The organism is Alteromonas naphthalenivorans (assembly GCF_000213655.1).
Lineage (GTDB): Bacteria > Pseudomonadota > Gammaproteobacteria > Enterobacterales > Alteromonadaceae > Alteromonas > Alteromonas naphthalenivorans.
The window spans coordinates 4,190,391-4,205,541 of record NC_015554.1; the positions used below are offsets into that span (position 1 = coordinate 4,190,391).

Annotated in this window: 17 protein-coding genes; 6 read left to right on the forward strand and 11 right to left on the reverse strand. The window is 41.8% G+C overall.

The window, feature by feature from the left end; genetic code table 11:
• The first annotated feature begins 2 nt into the window (after positions 1-2).
• Positions 3-719 carry a 3-deoxy-D-manno-octulosonic acid kinase gene (locus AMBT_RS18330; protein ID WP_013786144.1) on the forward strand — a complete coding sequence of 239 codons (717 nt, stop codon included), beginning with the start codon at positions 3-5 and terminating at the stop codon, positions 717-719.
• Positions 720-784: 65 nt separating this feature from the next.
• Positions 785-1,273: a pantetheine-phosphate adenylyltransferase gene (gene coaD / locus AMBT_RS18335; RefSeq protein WP_013786145.1), complete on the forward strand. Its 489-nt coding sequence runs from the start codon at positions 785-787 to the stop codon at positions 1,271-1,273.
• Positions 1,274-1,369: 96 nt separating this feature from the next.
• Here the strand turns inward: coaD and mutM are convergent, their stop codons facing one another.
• The 4 genes from mutM to rpmB form a co-directional block, all read right to left on the reverse strand.
• Positions 1,370-2,179, reverse strand: a complete 810-nt coding sequence (mutM, locus tag AMBT_RS18340) for a bifunctional DNA-formamidopyrimidine glycosylase/DNA-(apurinic or apyrimidinic site) lyase (RefSeq protein ID WP_013786146.1) — start codon at positions 2,177-2,179, stop codon at positions 1,370-1,372.
• Between the two features lie 95 nt (positions 2,180-2,274).
• Positions 2,275-2,751 (reverse strand): hypothetical protein, encoded by a 477-nt coding sequence (locus AMBT_RS18345; protein WP_041452617.1) that lies wholly within the window; start codon positions 2,749-2,751, stop codon positions 2,275-2,277.
• 135 nt (positions 2,752-2,886) lie between these two features.
• A complete protein-coding gene (gene rpmG, locus AMBT_RS18350) occupies positions 2,887-3,042 on the reverse strand; it encodes a 50S ribosomal protein L33 (RefSeq protein WP_013786148.1) in 156 nt (51 codons plus the stop codon).
• A gap of 11 nt (positions 3,043-3,053) precedes the next feature.
• Positions 3,054-3,290, reverse strand: a complete 237-nt coding sequence (rpmB, locus tag AMBT_RS18355) for a 50S ribosomal protein L28 (protein ID WP_013786149.1) — start codon at positions 3,288-3,290, stop codon at positions 3,054-3,056.
• 365 nt (positions 3,291-3,655) lie between these two features.
• Here rpmB and AMBT_RS18360 point away from each other — a divergent pair, with 365 nt between their 5' ends.
• The gene (locus AMBT_RS18360) at positions 3,656-4,732 is read left to right on the forward strand and encodes a CDP-glycerol glycerophosphotransferase family protein (RefSeq protein WP_013786150.1); all 1,077 of its coding nucleotides are present in this window, start codon (positions 3,656-3,658) and stop codon (positions 4,730-4,732) included.
• Positions 4,733-4,759: 27 nt separating this feature from the next.
• Positions 4,760-5,158 carry an FAD synthase family protein gene (locus AMBT_RS18365; protein ID WP_013786151.1) on the forward strand — a complete coding sequence of 133 codons (399 nt, stop codon included), beginning with the start codon at positions 4,760-4,762 and terminating at the stop codon, positions 5,156-5,158.
• Between the two features lie 96 nt (positions 5,159-5,254).
• Here the strand turns inward: AMBT_RS18365 and AMBT_RS18370 are convergent, their stop codons facing one another.
• The 5 genes from AMBT_RS18370 to radC all read right to left on the reverse strand — a co-directional run bounded on the left by AMBT_RS18370 (position 5,255) and on the right by radC (position 9,991).
• On the reverse strand, positions 5,255-7,366 hold the full coding sequence (locus AMBT_RS18370; protein ID WP_013786152.1) for a YjbH domain-containing protein: 2,112 nt from the start codon (positions 7,364-7,366) through the stop codon (positions 5,255-5,257).
• Positions 7,363-8,106, reverse strand: a complete 744-nt coding sequence (locus tag AMBT_RS18375; RefSeq protein WP_013786153.1) for a capsule biosynthesis GfcC family protein — start codon at positions 8,104-8,106, stop codon at positions 7,363-7,365. The genes AMBT_RS18370 and AMBT_RS18375 overlap by 4 nt, the downstream gene beginning before the upstream one ends.
• 5 nt (positions 8,107-8,111) lie before the next feature.
• Positions 8,112-8,795, reverse strand: coding sequence for a YjbF family lipoprotein (locus AMBT_RS18380; RefSeq protein WP_013786154.1), 684 nt, complete (start codon positions 8,793-8,795; stop codon positions 8,112-8,114).
• A gap of 97 nt (positions 8,796-8,892) precedes the next feature.
• The gene (locus AMBT_RS18385) at positions 8,893-9,219 is read right to left on the reverse strand and encodes a hypothetical protein (protein ID WP_041452618.1); all 327 of its coding nucleotides are present in this window, start codon (positions 9,217-9,219) and stop codon (positions 8,893-8,895) included.
• Between the two features lie 94 nt (positions 9,220-9,313).
• Positions 9,314-9,991 carry a RadC family protein gene (gene radC / locus AMBT_RS18390; RefSeq protein WP_013786156.1) on the reverse strand — a complete coding sequence of 226 codons (678 nt, stop codon included), beginning with the start codon at positions 9,989-9,991 and terminating at the stop codon, positions 9,314-9,316.
• Positions 9,992-10,188: 197 nt separating this feature from the next.
• Between radC and coaBC the strand changes: the two genes are divergently transcribed.
• Positions 10,189-11,406, forward strand: coding sequence for a bifunctional phosphopantothenoylcysteine decarboxylase/phosphopantothenate--cysteine ligase CoaBC (coaBC, locus tag AMBT_RS18395; RefSeq protein WP_041453125.1), 1,218 nt, complete (start codon positions 10,189-10,191; stop codon positions 11,404-11,406).
• A gap of 161 nt (positions 11,407-11,567) precedes the next feature.
• Positions 11,568-12,155 carry a nucleoid occlusion factor SlmA gene (slmA, locus tag AMBT_RS18400; protein WP_013786158.1) on the forward strand — a complete coding sequence of 196 codons (588 nt, stop codon included), beginning with the start codon at positions 11,568-11,570 and terminating at the stop codon, positions 12,153-12,155.
• 111 nt (positions 12,156-12,266) lie between these two features.
• Here slmA and AMBT_RS18405 read toward each other — a convergent pair whose 3' ends face one another.
• On the reverse strand, positions 12,267-13,103 hold the full coding sequence (locus AMBT_RS18405) for a glycosyltransferase (protein ID WP_013786159.1): 837 nt from the start codon (positions 13,101-13,103) through the stop codon (positions 12,267-12,269).
• A 363-nt stretch (positions 13,104-13,466) separates the two neighbouring features.
• The gene (locus tag AMBT_RS18410; protein ID WP_013786160.1) at positions 13,467-15,104 is read right to left on the reverse strand and encodes a M28 family metallopeptidase; all 1,638 of its coding nucleotides are present in this window, start codon (positions 15,102-15,104) and stop codon (positions 13,467-13,469) included.
• Positions 15,105-15,151 lie beyond the last annotated feature (47 nt).

Consider the following 15,151-nt stretch of genomic DNA (forward strand, 5'->3'; position numbering starts at 1 on the left):
TCATGGCGATAATACGACGAGACTTAGGTGCTGGGCATCACTTCTTATACAACGATGAACTCATGACTGAACCTAGCGTAGATATGTTCAGTCATGAATTTTGGCTATTCCAAAATAAAATTACCGGTGAGGCCAAAGGCCGTGGTACCACTGTTTTTATCGATCATGATGCTCAGCATTGGGTGCTACGACATTTTAAGCGTGGCGGATTGGTTGGGAAATTACTTAGTGATCAGTATTTTTTTCTTGGTGTAGAGCGTTCTCGTCCGTTTGAAGAGTTTCGCCTTTTGACTAAAATGCGAGAACATGGCCTACGCGTGCCTGTACCGGTTGGCGCCCGCATTCATCGCCGTGGTTTTATTTATCGTGGGGATCTTATTACCCAGAATATTCCGGCAAGCCAAGACTTGCATCACATGCTTACCCGAGAACCCTTATCAAAAGATGATTGGTATGCGGTGGGCGAAGCTTTGGCTAAAATGCATGCCTGCCAGATTTATCATCACGATGCGAACATCAGAAATATTATGATGGATAATGAGCGTAATATTTGGTTGATAGATTTTGATCGCTGTCATGAACGTCGCGGACACCATTGGAAGAAAGATAACCTGTCCCGTTTGTTACGCTCGTTGAATAAAGAAAAAGGCTTGAATACCCAGTTTTACTGGACTCAAGATGACTGGCAGTATTGTTTAGCGGGCTATAGAAGCAGCTGAATTGCAATTGCATCTACCCATATTTATCGATACTGTTGCCCTACAACAATAAAGATTAGATTAACATGCATACACGAGCACTTTATCCAGGCACTTTCGACCCCATTACCAATGGGCACGCAGACCTGATAGAAAGGGCATCACAGCTTTTCTCTCATGTAATAGTTGGTATTGCCGCGAACCCCAACAAGCAACCCTTATTCACCCTTGATGAGAGAGTGGAAATGATTCGCAAGGTCACCGCCGATTTACCGAATGTAGAAGTGGTGGGTTTCACGGGCCTACTTGCAGATTTTGCCGACGAACAACAAGCCACCATTCTTATTCGCGGATTACGTGCGGTATCTGACTTCGAATATGAATTTCAGCTAGCCAACATGAATCGCCGTTTGAATCCAAAATTAGAAAGTGTGTTTTTGACACCAGCAGAAGAAAACTCTTTTATATCATCTACATTAGTAAAAGAAGTTGCACTGCATCGAGGTAAGGTAGGTGGTTTTTGCCATCCGGTGGTCGATCAAGCATTGCAAGATAGACTGCGCCGAGAAGACTAAAACGCTTTAATAGAAAATGTTAAACACACTGCGCTCAACATGCCTATTGAGCTCAGTCTGTTTTATCTAACGTGTTCTATCTAGTGTGCACTAAAACTAGCGCTGACACTGTTTACAAAAGAATGTATTTCGCTGGCCAATCACTTTACTTTGTATTTCTGTTTTACATACCTCACACGGCTCCCCTTTTCTTCCATACACATTTAAATGCTGTGCAAAGTAGCCTGGGTTACCATCGGTTTGCGCAAAATCTTTTAATGTAGTGCCGCCTTGTTCTATCGCTTTTGCTAAAACCTGCTTGATGATTTGCGTAAGGTTTTTATAGCGGGTGCTGCTGACTTTTCCTGCTTCTCTTCTTGGGTCGATACCCGCTAAAAATAAAGCTTCGTTGGCATAAATATTCCCTACGCCCACCACAACAGCATTATCCATGATGAAGTTTTTTACTGTACTTTTTTTGCCTCTCGAGAGCGTGAACAAACGCCTATCATCGAAATCGTCAGTTAATGGCTCTGGCCCAAGGTTAGCAAGTAACTTCAACGCTTCCCCAGGTGGTTGCCATAAGAAGGCCCCAAAACGCCTAGGGTCGTTAAAACGTAAACATTTCCCCGTAGCCATCACGATATCCACATGATCGTGTTTCGCAACAGGTGTAGACGCATCAATAACTCGCAACTTACCCGACATACCTAAATGCAAAATAAGCGTGCCCGCTTCGGTTTCGATCATGAGGTACTTTGCTCTACGCTTAACGGCTATCACTTTTTGACCGATAGCTAGCGCCACATCCTCGGGAACAGGCCAACGCATTCTGCGTTCGCGTACAATAATATTATCTATCGTTTCGTTTAACAGATAGGGGGAAACGCCTAAACGGCTTACTTCAACTTCTGGTAACTCAGGCATTTTCCCCTCCACCTTTGGGTGATCTAATTCGTTGTAATGAAGATTGGTTGAGCGTCATTGGTCACTGACAGTAGTGACTAGGCTAATACGCTTAATTAATTAGCGGGTTCACTAAGCCATGGAAGAAGCGCGTTCAGTTCAGTATTTTCAAGGGTGTACCAAAGGCCGTTGTATTTTACAGTAACCGGCTGCGTATTGTTATAAAACGCAAAGACATGGCCATTCGCTTGCCCTGCTAGCCAGATAACCACCACTATGGGCTCAATTGACTGAAATGCGTTGTCTACCAAAGACGCCGTTTTAAGCTGAGCGGCTTGCCACGCTGCAATTTGCTCCTGTGCTGATACAGGCAAGGCCCCTTTAGAGGACACTTGACGCCACTGCTGACCATTTCTCTCTAACTTGCTACTGGCATGCTCTATTTTAAGTACATAGGCGTCAGGTGGCAGTAGCGGCCTTAATTCGGGAACGGCACGTTTAGGCAGGAAGCTGTCTAAGTTAAATAGCGCAATCATGACTAACATGGCAACAATAACCACATTGTTCATCGCGCGTTGTGAGAGTCTTGCCACCAGCAATCCTATTTAACGAATATAGCGTTTATGGTAATGCCTGAGACAGACATATTCCAGCGGCAATATTTTCATATGCTCAAAAGCAAAAAACCCAGCAAAGGCTGGGTTTTCGTGGAGACAAAAGCAAGTTTATTACTTGATTTTGGCCTCTTTGAACATAACGTGCTTACGTACAACAGGATCAAATTTTTTGATCTCCATTTTACCAGGCATGTTACGTTTGTTCTTATCAGTGGTGTAGAAGAAACCTGTACCTGCTGAAGAAACTAATTTAATTTTATCACGCATTGTAGGCTTCCTTAGATTTTCTCACCACGGGCACGGATGTCAGTTAGTACTGAATCGATACCATTTTTATCGATGATACGCATACCTTTAGCAGATAAACGTAACTTAACGAAACGGTTTTCGCTCTCAACCCAAAAACGGTGAGAGTGAAGGTTTGGTAAAAAACGACGACGAGTCGCGTTTCTTGCGTGCGAACGGTTATTACCAACCGTAGGGCGCTTACCTGTTACTTGACATACTCTTGACATTGATTTGTCTCCAGAACAACGATAACTGTCGCGTCAATCGATTCCACCTATCAAAAGGTCACTGGATCAAATGACGTATTACTATAAATTAGAGGGCGCATTTTATACAGCAAACAGATCCCAATTTCAATAAGAAAAGGAAAAAAGCTCAATTTTTGTCACATTTTTAGTCAAAAATGACGATTATCTTTAAAAAGAGCTAAAAAATTACACTTAAGTGTAAAGTCATCGCGCTTTGAACTCTGTTACTGTTTTACGAACGCGCGCTATACTGCGTTAAACGCAGATTATACGCAATAAAAATAATAATAATTGACGGTGCGTCTGTTTAATAACTTTGCCGCCGCGATGTTGGAGCCTTCCAAATGCCAGGTAAAGTCCTCTTTGATGTGCAACACCTTTACTACCTTCCGCAATACATACCCGTGGCTCGTATACTGTTAAAAGCGGGTATTTTATGTGAGTTCGTCTTACACCAAGAACTTGGTTTAGATGCTTTAAAACAAGAAGTGATAGAGAAAGAAGGTTTCCGATTTCAGTTTATTGCCAATAAAGCTGAAACGCTTTCTCTTTACAGTAAAAGTGACGCTGACTGGATTGTATTTGGAAATCGCCCCTATTTTAATGCTGACCAAAAAAAGCATATCACTGCTCGCCTTGCGCTTATGTTGCATGGCATCGGCCCTAAAGCATGTTATTACGATGTCTCTGAATTTCCCTTCGATGTCAGGTTTGTTGAAGGGGAAAGTCGCCTTGAACGATTAGAAGAAATGTACCCTAATAGACATTTTATAAATTCAGGCTATGCGAAACTCGACCCAATATTTAATGAAACTGAACAACCCATCGATTTGTCAACATTGGGGCTAGATTCAAAGAAGCCGACTGTGCTGTATGCGCCCACCTTTTTCCCTTCAAGTATCGAGTGTTTCCCACCACATTGGCCGGAAATGCTAAGCAACGTAAATATTATTGTTAAACCTCATTTCTTTAGCCTGACAAAACCTAAATACAAATCTCAAAAACAAAGGGTTGAAGCTTGGAGCTGTTATGACAATGTTTACCTAGCAAATGCAAAAGACTTTGACCTACTGCCATTCATGCAGGTCTCCGATATTATGCTTTCTGATGCATCATCCGCTATTTTTGAATTTGCTTCTATCGATCGCCCAATCGTATGGTGCGACTTTTTTCATACACGCTGGAATTACTCAGGACTATTCAGTTTCAGATTAAAGAAACGACTCGATCCAGATATCGCCTTGTTTAACCAGCTATCACATCGAGCTAGCAATGCTTTTCAAGCGAATATGTTAATAGTAGAGTGTTTAAAACAACCGATGGAATTAAGCGCAAATCGCCAAAAAATTACACAAGAAATGGTAGGCATCACTGATGGTAAATGCAGTGACCGCATAGCCGAATATCTTACAACCCAATAACTTAAAACCTAATAATCAGGTGGCATTTTGAGACGCGTTATAACCTTCGGTACATTTGATGTACTGCACATTGGTCACATAAGAATACTTAAACGTGCTCGCGCAGAAGGCGACGTTCTTATAGTGGGTCTTTCTTCAGATGAGCTCAATTTGAGTAAAAAAGGGCGAAATCCTATTTATCCCTATCACAGTAGGGAGGAATTACTTGCATCCTTGCGCTTTGTCGACAAAATTTTTACGGAAGAATCTTTAGAAAAGAAACGTGATTATATTATTCAACACAAAGCGGATGTGCTGGTTATGGGTGATGACTGGTACGGTAAATTTGATGAGTTTAAGGATATATGCGACGTGGTTTACCTGCCTCGAACGCCTTCTATTTCAACCACTGAAATTATTGAAATAATAAAAGAAAGCAGCGAGTAACGTGTTGTTAATATTATTAAAAAACACGTAAAAATAAGCTTTAGTTATGGTGGAAGTAAGCACGAAGCAATCGTTACCTCGTGCTTACCTTAGTAGTTAGTCGTAAAACGGTGAGCGTACTGCAGTGGAATCGATAAGACGCACTGGCCGCCCTAACATTTGTCCGCCATCTCGAGAAATCGGCACCCAGGGGAATGTTCCTCTCCCCTTCGAAGGTTGCAGTAAGAACAAGTCTGAAGGAATTGAGATATAGAAGCCTTTGGTAAAGCTACCTTCTCCATATTCTTCAGATGAGACATCGGTGAAAGCCGCATACGCACCTACAACAATTCCACTATCGAAACGTTTTGCGAAATCGATATTAACGCCTTTGTCTTTTGCCAAAAATTGTCCAGCACTGACCGTTAATTGCGTACCTTTAAGCATTTCAGGTTGCCAATAAACACTGGCATGGCCGGTGATAGCATCGTAATCTAAAGTCGACAATTGATTATAAGGATCACGCTGTTTTACATAGTTAATGTCTATTCCATATGCCAATCTGCTATCGACAGGACGGTATAAAACCTCACCACCGACACCAGCAAACATAGTTTCTAGATAACCCGCGTACACCTGCCCAAATACGTTCTCACTGATATTATCTTTATAGTGAATAAAGGCCGTGTCTAGCCCTATGGGATTTTCTGATACGTACTCCCTTACTCGTGTTCTTACACGTGGTAATACGGTTTCTTCGTTATCAACCAGAAAGTTAAATTTATCAAAGTTGTCTAATAGGGTAACCCGCGCACTGCCCATAACAGATAGTTTGTTATTAAGGGCATAACCTGCATTCAAAATTAAACCTGTTTGATATAAATAGAAGTCTTCAGGGTTACCGAATGATTGTGTCCAGAAGAAGTTAGCACCATAAAACAGCCCGTGGGTATTCGTGGGCTCATAAGCATCCATTACCTCTTTAGAAGGTGTGGTTCTTACATAAGACTGGGTGATGTCCGAATCTATCGACTCATAGCGTGCTGCCGTAATAAACTGTTCAGCATCTATTGTGGTATCAACCATTGGCTGACCACCGCTATTTTCAACAATGTGATAGTCAGTCACTGAATCAGGAAGTTCTGATGCAATAATGCGTCCTACCCGTTCAATTGCTTCATCCTGATCACGGTAAACAAACTGTGTTCCATAAAATACAGCTTTGTCTTCATCAATATTAACGTCGGACAATGCAAAGCCACCTGACTGCACAAGTGTATTATACAATCTTGATTTATCCACTTTATCAATAGTATCAGGCGCTTGCCTAGCCATTAAGGTTTTGGGTGGTTTATCGTACTTAACTTGGCTTATGGTGTTCATATTAAAGCGATAGGTTACACCGAAACCAAACGTGTTTCCGCGCTGATAATTCATACTGAAATCAAAGTCTTTCCAGCGATATACCGCCCCCACATTCCAACGAGAATCTTGCTCTAATTCTCCAGCCCTATCTAACGAATAATCGTTACCTTCAAACTCAAGTTTAAGGGTTAATGGCTCCCAAGGTGTTTGATACTCGATGCCACCAAAAAAGGCCGTTGTTCCCTTGAAGAACTGGTCGTAATCAACCTTTCCGCCGCGACCAGAAAACCCTGTCGGTCGATCACAGTAACTGTCTCTAAACTCACAAAGTGGGTTAGTGATATCGTCTGCCGTACCTAAGTAGCCCCAACCTAACCCTAAATGAACATCAAAAGGCCCAAATGATTTACTGGCGTTAATATATTCACTTTCAAAGAAACCTGTACCGCCAAAGTCGCGAAAACCAACCGAAATATCTGGCGTGTAGTAGCCTTCTTTCCACAACCTAAATTTTACATCTAAGCCTTTATCTTTAAGGGTTTGGTCGCCACTGAACGATTCAACATTGCTATAAAATTGTGTACGTACGTCGGTATAGCGAGCAGTCGCTTCCATCCAATCGAATAATTGCAAATTGACTGACCAAAAACGGTATTCACCGTTATCGGTATAATTTACAGCTAATCCCCCTTCTTCACGCATACGCGCTGTAGGGGTTTGAATAAGCCCGTTACCGCCTTGCACCATTTGCGAAGGAGTAACCCGAAACTCGGTGTCGATGTTATCTGTATCAGCCAGGGCGGGACAGGCTGATGCACTAATGATGAGTGCTAAAGATGTTTTCTTATAAGGAAAAGCGCTCATTGAGGAAGGATCCTATGTACTGCTAAGTTTGCGATGCGGGTATTGAGTGCATCCAACGTTGAACTGAATATCTGCCCTGTAATGGGTACATAAATTTGGCTGCCTGGCATTAATTGAGAGTAATCAATATTCCAATAGGCAATACCACGTTTCTCTATCTCGCCCATTGGAGTAATCACGAAAACATGGCTTTTATCAGCGTCTGAGGCTTTAGTGACTGACTTTGCAGTAGAAAAAATAGAAAGATCATTACCGTGTCTATAAGCACCAGGTTTAATAACTAACCCAGAAAAGTGCACAACTGACGGACGAGGACTAATGCGAAGCAAATATCGCCCAGGTTGAAACATAGGATTTTCTTCAGCAATCAAACGCGCACGATTATAGGATATTGGCGTGATGACTCGCGTAGATACTGTCCATGAAGAGACCTGCTGATACAGGTTTTCTAATGCGCGGTACGTATCGCTGTTCGCATTGTAGTCTTTCATAACCATACGAATTTCTGATAAAACAGCATCTTTCTCACGCTCAGCATAAGCGTCATTTAAATTGTATATGCCTGATGTTGGCCAATACCAATCACCAGATTCAGCCACAATGGATAATACACTGTTAAGTCTTATCGGCTGCGTAAACTCATAAGATTGCTTATTAATTATGATAGTCACTTGGGCAGATACAGAAGCGGTAAATAGTAAAAGCCAAAAACTCATTAGTAAGGTAACAAAAACTCTCATTTTATTTACTGCTCCTTACTTTTCATTAAACGTACTACTCGACTTAAATAGACCATGTCGTATACATCACCTTGTGGGCTAAACTTTTGCGTAGAAGCTAAAAGCTGTTTCGATTTTGCGTCAAGGTAGTAGGTATTTTCCCATTCCAAGTTGGTGTCGATATAAGGCGTAGTCTCTGGAAAAATAACACTTTCCGTTATTTTAGTAACCGTCAAAGTAGCACCTAGATAGGTTTGGCTTTCCTCGCCGTGTACTCGCCATGTTGAGCTCACAGGCAGACCGAATCCTACGTTTTCTAAATCAAGTTTTCTTTGCCACGAGTAGGCTAAAACATCATTGCTAGCCAAGGGGTTGTGCTTTAAATTTCCTGTATAATACAGTTCGTTATCTAGTCCTTCAGTGCGAACAATCACGCCATGATGCATGGTGAAAATAACCTTATCACCTGATACCCAGCGGTATTTATCACCATCAATATAAGCAAGAGCAAGTGAAGCAGCATCACGCCCACCCGCCTTAATTTGTAATAAATCGGCTTTACTTGCCGCTATTTCATCTACTGTGTAGGAAACGGTGCGATCCTCAAGGGCAAGACTAACGGTTTTAATATAGGCATTAATGGTGGTGGAGCACCCTGAGACAAGAAGAGACAACAGGCTGATAGCAGTCAGTAAAAGGGATTTTTTCATTGAAAATTTCGACAACTGTTATTTAGTAATAAGAACACTTTCTTGGCATAAATAAAAAAGCCGCTAATGAAAGCGGCTTTTTCGAAACTATTTATTATTACTGTACGGTCGGTGCGTAAGTAAATGTCACTGGAACAGTGATAGTGGTAGTCCCACTAACGGTTACAGTATTAGTAGTACCAACACAAACACCATCAACTAATGGATCAGTACCTTCACACGATGAGACTGTTTCAACTGGGGTAGTTGATGAATTGTTAGAAGCAATACCAGCAACAACGCCAGCAACAACAGCAGCAGTCGCTACAACTGGAGCAGTTACAGCGCCAAGTCCTGTAGATCCAGCTCCGCCTTCAGAGTCTTGAGCGCTAACACCAGCAGACATAGCCGCCGCTGCAAACAATGCAATAATTGACTTTTTCATATTAGTCCTTTCAGAAAATTTACCCATTAGAGACATATGCTAAATCATTTTCAACGATTTGACTAGATTATATTCGATGAATGACTAACAATTTCTATGTTAACAGGCCTCGCTGTGCAAATGAAACCGTTTCCGTGTCTCCGACCACAAAATGATCGAGAACTGACACATCGATCATTGCCATCGCATTTTGGATCTCGCCGGTCAGCCTGATATCTGCCTGACTCGGTTCCGCCACGCCTGAGGGATGATTATGAACTAAGATCACGGCCGCTGCATTATCTTTCATCACTTGTTTTAAAAGCTCTCGGGGATAAACCGCCGCACTATTAATCGTGCCTGTAAACATGGTTCTACACGCAATAAGTTGGTGCTGACTGTCTAACATCAACAGCAGGAATTTTTCTTGCTGACAGTCTCGTAGCTTTGCTTGCAAATAACGCTTTGTATCATCCACATTATTAAATACGTCTTGTCGAGCAAGTGGGATTTCTAAGTTGCGTCTAAATATCTCAAAGGCGGCTTGGAATTGGGCAAATTTACAAGCACCAAGGCCATTCACATCGGTAAATTCGGCTTCGTTTGCCGCAACCACACCTCGTAGCGATCCCACTTTCTCCAACAGATCTCTGGCCAAACCTAAAGCGGTTTTCCCTGGCACTCCAGCGCCTAGCATAACGGCAATTAACTCAGCATCACTTAAGTATTCTGCACCGTAATAAAGTAGTTTTTCCCTTGGCCTTTCTTTAACAGGCCACACTTTTATCGACATGATTAGTTTCTCACACACCAAATGAATATAGGGTTATAGCGCAGTAGTCTATTTATAATCGACTGATCATTGGGCGAGTTCTTGTTTAAGTGACTTACTATTTGGTGCGTGTTAAGCGCCGAGCGTACTTTTGTTCAGCTACCGCAAAAATAGCCATCATGATAGTCTTAGGTTATGTAAAAAATGATGTTTCAAATATGTCTTTAGCAAATAAAAATATTCTGCTTGGTGTTAGTGGTGGGATTGCCGCTTATAAAACCCCAGATTTAGTGCGTAAGCTTACCGCGCTAGGCGCGAATGTACGTGTTGTACTAACAGACTCTGCGGCTGAATTTGTCAGCCCTCTCTCGTTGCAAGCGGTGTCTGGTAATCCAGTACATCAACATTTGCTAGACCCAGCGGCAGAAGCGGCAATGGGCCATATAGAGTTGGCTAAATGGGCAGATGTGTTACTTATTGCCCCCGCTACAGCAAATATTATGGCTAAGCTGGCTCATGGATTGGCTGACGACTTGCTCACCACTTTATACTTAGCAACAGAAGCGAAAATTTTTATTGCCCCTGCAATGAATCAGCAAATGTGGAAAGCGACAGCAACGCAAGTGAACTTAGGCATCTTGACGCAGCATGGCGCATTATTTATTGGCCCAGCTGATGGAGAGCAAGCCTGTGGTGATGTAGGCTCAGGCCGTATGGTGGAGCCGGTAGAAATTGCTTCTGCCATCAGCCGAAGCCTAGGCACCTCAAACGATAAGATTTTATCGGGGAAACACCTCCTTATTACAGCAGGTCCAACACGAGAACCACTGGATCCGGTCCGCTACATCTCCAATCATAGCTCGGGAAAAATGGGTTTTGCTATTGCTGATATGGCCGTTAAAGCGGGCGCCGACGTCACTCTTATCGCGGGGCCAGTAAACTTACCTACCCCTGATGGATGTAAGCGTATTGATGTGACTACCGCCGATGAAATGTTAGTGGCATGCGAGCAAGCGGTTTCTCAATGCGATATTTTTGTGGCCACGGCTGCGGTAGCAGATTATAAAGCAGTGCAGGTTGCCGAAAATAAAATTAAGAAAATCGGTGATGAGTTAACACTTACTTTTGTTAAAAACCCTGATATTCTAGCAACGATTGCAACGCGAACTGATAAGCCTTTTTGTGTTGGATTTGCTGCAGAAAGCCAAGATGTGGAGTTGTACGCCCGTGGAAAGCTGAAAAACAAAAAGCTTGATATGATTGCGGCAAACGACATAACTGCCGACGGACTTGGCTTCAATAGCGATAATAATGCGTTACATGTGATTTGGGACGATGGCGATAAACACCTACCTGCCACCACAAAACCTAAGTTAGCTGAAGCATTGTTACTACTTATTGCGAATCGATTTAACAGTAAGAATATTGTTCAATAGCCAAGCTTAGAACATCACTTAAAAATAAAAAATAACGATATACGCTAATACTAGTATTCAGCGTGTCGATAATAACAAGAACTCATCATAACGATTTGGCCTGAGCCAACTTAACATGGAACGGACTTCTTAAGTCCGGTTGCGGAGGAATTACTCTCATCATGCCTGCTGTCAAAAAAACAAATCGCAGAGCCCAAATTCTGCAAGCCCTAGCGGGCATGTTGGAAACAAACCCTGGTCAACGTATCACTACAGCAAAATTAGCTGAAAAAGTGGGCGTTTCAGAAGCGGCGCTATATCGCCACTTTCCAAGTAAAGCCAGAATGTTCGAAGGACTCATTGAGTTCATCGAAGAAACCTTGTTTACCCGCATTAATAAAATAGTTAACGAAGAGAAAGACTCGCTGACTCGCTGTCAGCTAATTCTTCACCTCATTTTAGGCTTTGCCGAAAAGAACCCCGGCATTACCCGTATATTAAACGGTGATGCATTAATGGGAGAGCAAGACCGACTGCGCGCGCGTATCGCAAAACTCTTTGAACGCCTAGAGACTCAGCTTAAGCAGGTACTACGTGAGCGCAAGTTGCGTGAAGGAAAAACCCTATCAGCCGATGAAGCGATAATTGCTAACATGCTTATTTGTTACACCGACGGCCGCATTAACTTGTTTATTCGAAGTGGTTTCACCCGTAAACCAACTGAACAGTTCAATGAGCAATGGGCAGCTTTTAAGCAGATGTTTGTATAAGGCAGATCTCAGATTAGAAAAAGGCGCTTTAATACAGCGCCTTTTTGATTTGTGTGGGGTTAAATAATTTCAGCAAATTAGATTTTATTTATTTTCGTCTTTAATAGTTAATTAAGAAAATAACCTTCTCTCTAATAGCTTGAAGTTAACTTTCCAATTTGTTCTTAGCTTATGCTTAAAAGCGCCAGCGCTGTTTAACTGAAGATCTTCAGCATTAGATTTGAAATTTTCTAATGCTTGCGGGTGCAAATTAAATGAATCAATAGCACTCTTTGCTACGTTACCGTAACCTTTATATTCATTTGCTTTGTTTTCAATGTGAATAACTGACATCCACAACCTTTTACCACGTAAAGGAGTAACTTCTTTTACACTGCGCCAATAGCCATGCCTTTCCTGAGTCCATATTGTTTTAAAGTTTTCACTCTTTTCAATCAAACTCATAAATGGGTTGTGAACATGTGAATGCAGACCAAATCTTACCCGTGGCGAAACCTGTAGCGTATATCCGTCAACGAAATCGATAACTCTAAACTCTTGCTTAGAGAATTGATTGTGTACTTCTTTTACAAAATCTTGATGAAGACTGTCGTCGTTATCTAGCCTCGTTGTAATTAAATAAGGCGTTGTGAGACGATTTTTTATTTCTCTGGTAATAGACGGTAAAAAATCGTCCATTCCATCTGCATAAATAGGTATGAATTTGGAAAAATTTGAAGAGAGCTCACTAATTTTTTCACGAAAGAGTTGTGGTGTCATTTTATCGAAAAACACTAACCATTCAAAATCCTTTTTAGTTTGCGCTTTTATCGAAGAATAGCAATACTGTTCAAACAGCTCTAATCTATTCTCCATCCACTTATCGGTTAAAACTTTAGATTGAGATTTTGTCTCATCCCAACCTTTTTTCCTAAGATTAAAGCGCGTCAATATAAAGTGCTGAAACATAATGATGCCATTAAATATTTAGAAGATACTTTTTTACTAATTGATAACTCAAACGTAAAAATTCCATGTAATCCCTGATTTAGAGTAAAAAAAAGCTTACTAGTTCTGTATTAGTAAAAAATAAGTTTAAATATTCTCTAATATCATCTTCCAAGTGCAACATCGCTCATTTGCGTACAATCATCATGGTGGTATAAGGCTAGAATGTTTTCTCTAGCGAATATCAACAACGACTCTATCTCGTTACATCGATACAGGTTATGTTTAGCCTCAATGGGCTTTCAAATCGCATAACGTAGTTCGCACGTTACCTACAAAAAAGCAGCATAGATATGCTGCTTTTTTATTTAAGATTAAGCTACGTTATTTACTAAACGTATTCCCGAAGAAATCACCCTCATTCCATTTCGGTTTCTCTTCTTGATTAGCTAGCGTCCAACCAATTTGTGCATTTACTTTGGTAAAGGCTTCAGCAGCATTCCAATTAAATGGCTGGTTAATATCATCGCTAGGTTTATGGTAATTCGTTGATAAGAAGTGACCAAACACTTTACTACCATCTACCTCTGGATTTTTTGATGTTAAACCAGGAACTAAAAATACGGCTGGTACGCCTTGTTTAACAAACGCGTAGTGATCTGAGCGAGTAAATAGCGCTTGGTCTGGCCAAGGATCTGGGCTTAATGAAATATCAGCATTACTTGCAGCGGTTTCAACCGACGCTTTCAAATCACTGTGGTTTGCACCAAACGCAATTACGTCGGCAAACTCATAGGTTAAAATGGGCATATCAAGGTTAACGTTTGCCACCATTGACGTCACCGGCACGGTAGGATTGCGAGCAAAGTAATCTGCCCCTAATAATCCTTTTTCCTCACCTGTTACCGATACAAACAATATCGAACGTTTAGGTTTTACGTCCATTTCGCTAAATAAGCGTGCAGTTTCTAGCATTACCGATGTGCCAGAGGCATTATCCATAGCGCCGTTGTTGATATTGTCTTTTTTAACTGTTTTCGCGAAGCCGATGTGATCTGAGTGCGCCGAAAAAACAACGTATTCGTCTTTAAGCGCAGGATCTGAACCTTCAAGCACGCCAACCACATTCGGGCTGGTCACTACTTCGTGAGTACTCTTTTTACTTAAGCTTACTGTGCCAGGTAACGCAAAGCCGGTGGGGACTTTATCCGCTTCAAGATCGGCATAAATATCATCAAGTTCTCGTTCTGCACCTTCAAATAACGTTTTTGCCGCAGCTTCACTTAAATAAGCACCACCTTTAATTTGTGGGAAGGTATTGGCGGGCTGACCTTCGTCGTTTAGCCAAGCCATGCGCGGTGTATGAATATAGCTTAAGCGACTTTGATAAGGCCGTACTTTTTCGTTTTTAGGCGTGGTGATGGTGATCATACCAATTGCACCATGCTCAGCGGCGTATTTTTGCTTTTGATACCCTGAGGCAAAATGCGCACCTTCTTCCGAAGGAAAATCACTTGGTTTACCGGCTAGGGAAACCACAATTTTGCCTTCCACATCGATATTTTCGTAATCGTTGTGAGACAACTCGTCAGCCACTATGCCATAGCCAACAAACACAAGTTCGCCAGAAACATTAGCATCTACACTAAGTAAACTAGGACCCGCTAAATATTCTTTGGGGTAAGCAAAGTCAATTTTTTCGCCATTACGGTTAAGCGTAAATTCGGGGGACTCTTGCAATAGATTGGCTTTACGGAAGCTCACCTGCTGCATGTAACCTTCGGTGCCTGCTGGCTTTAAACCGTATTTTGCGAATTCTGTCGCAATATATAACGCGGCAATTTCATGCCCTCGAGAACCCGTATCACGACCTTCAAGTAAGTCATCGGCTAAGAAAAATAAGTGTGACTTTATACGCTGAGTATCAGGGTTAAAGCTATTTTCTGTCGTTTCATGGTTATGCGCAGTGGCAGCCAATGCCATCGCCGTCATCGCACTTCCAAGTAATAGTTTTTTTATCATTGTATTTCCACTATTTTTAAGGTCTTTACATAGTACCTTACCCAAGC

Bases quoted from the DNA above. Each gene is read 5' to 3' on its own strand.
- rpmG (WP_013786148.1), bottom strand. From the start codon at position 3,042: ATGCGTGATAAAATTAAATTAGTTTCTTCAGCAGGTACAGGTTTCTTC.
- AMBT_RS18405 (WP_013786159.1), bottom strand. From the start codon at position 13,103: ATGTTTCAGCACTTTATATTGACGCGCTTTAATCTTAGGAAAAAAGGT.
- AMBT_RS18330 (WP_013786144.1), top strand. From the start codon at position 3: ATGGCGATAATACGACGAGACTTAGGTGCTGGGCATCACTTCTTATAC.
- AMBT_RS18370 (WP_013786152.1), bottom strand. From the start codon at position 7,366: ATGAGCGCTTTTCCTTATAAGAAAACATCTTTAGCACTCATCATTAGT.
- AMBT_RS18385 (WP_041452618.1), bottom strand. From the start codon at position 9,219: ATGAAAAAGTCAATTATTGCATTGTTTGCAGCGGCGGCTATGTCTGCT.
- coaBC (WP_041453125.1), top strand. From the start codon at position 10,189: ATGTCTTTAGCAAATAAAAATATTCTGCTTGGTGTTAGTGGTGGGATT.
- AMBT_RS18375 (WP_013786153.1), bottom strand. From the start codon at position 8,106: ATGAGAGTTTTTGTTACCTTACTAATGAGTTTTTGGCTTTTACTATTT.
- rpmB (WP_013786149.1), bottom strand. From the start codon at position 3,290: ATGTCAAGAGTATGTCAAGTAACAGGTAAGCGCCCTACGGTTGGTAAT.
- coaD (WP_013786145.1), top strand. From the start codon at position 785: ATGCATACACGAGCACTTTATCCAGGCACTTTCGACCCCATTACCAAT.
- AMBT_RS18380 (WP_013786154.1), bottom strand. From the start codon at position 8,795: ATGAAAAAATCCCTTTTACTGACTGCTATCAGCCTGTTGTCTCTTCTT.
- AMBT_RS18360 (WP_013786150.1), top strand. From the start codon at position 3,656: ATGCCAGGTAAAGTCCTCTTTGATGTGCAACACCTTTACTACCTTCCG.
- radC (WP_013786156.1), bottom strand. From the start codon at position 9,991: ATGTCGATAAAAGTGTGGCCTGTTAAAGAAAGGCCAAGGGAAAAACTA.
- AMBT_RS18410 (WP_013786160.1), bottom strand. From the start codon at position 15,104: ATGATAAAAAAACTATTACTTGGAAGTGCGATGACGGCGATGGCATTG.
- slmA (WP_013786158.1), top strand. From the start codon at position 11,568: ATGCCTGCTGTCAAAAAAACAAATCGCAGAGCCCAAATTCTGCAAGCC.
- mutM (WP_013786146.1), bottom strand. From the start codon at position 2,179: ATGCCTGAGTTACCAGAAGTTGAAGTAAGCCGTTTAGGCGTTTCCCCC.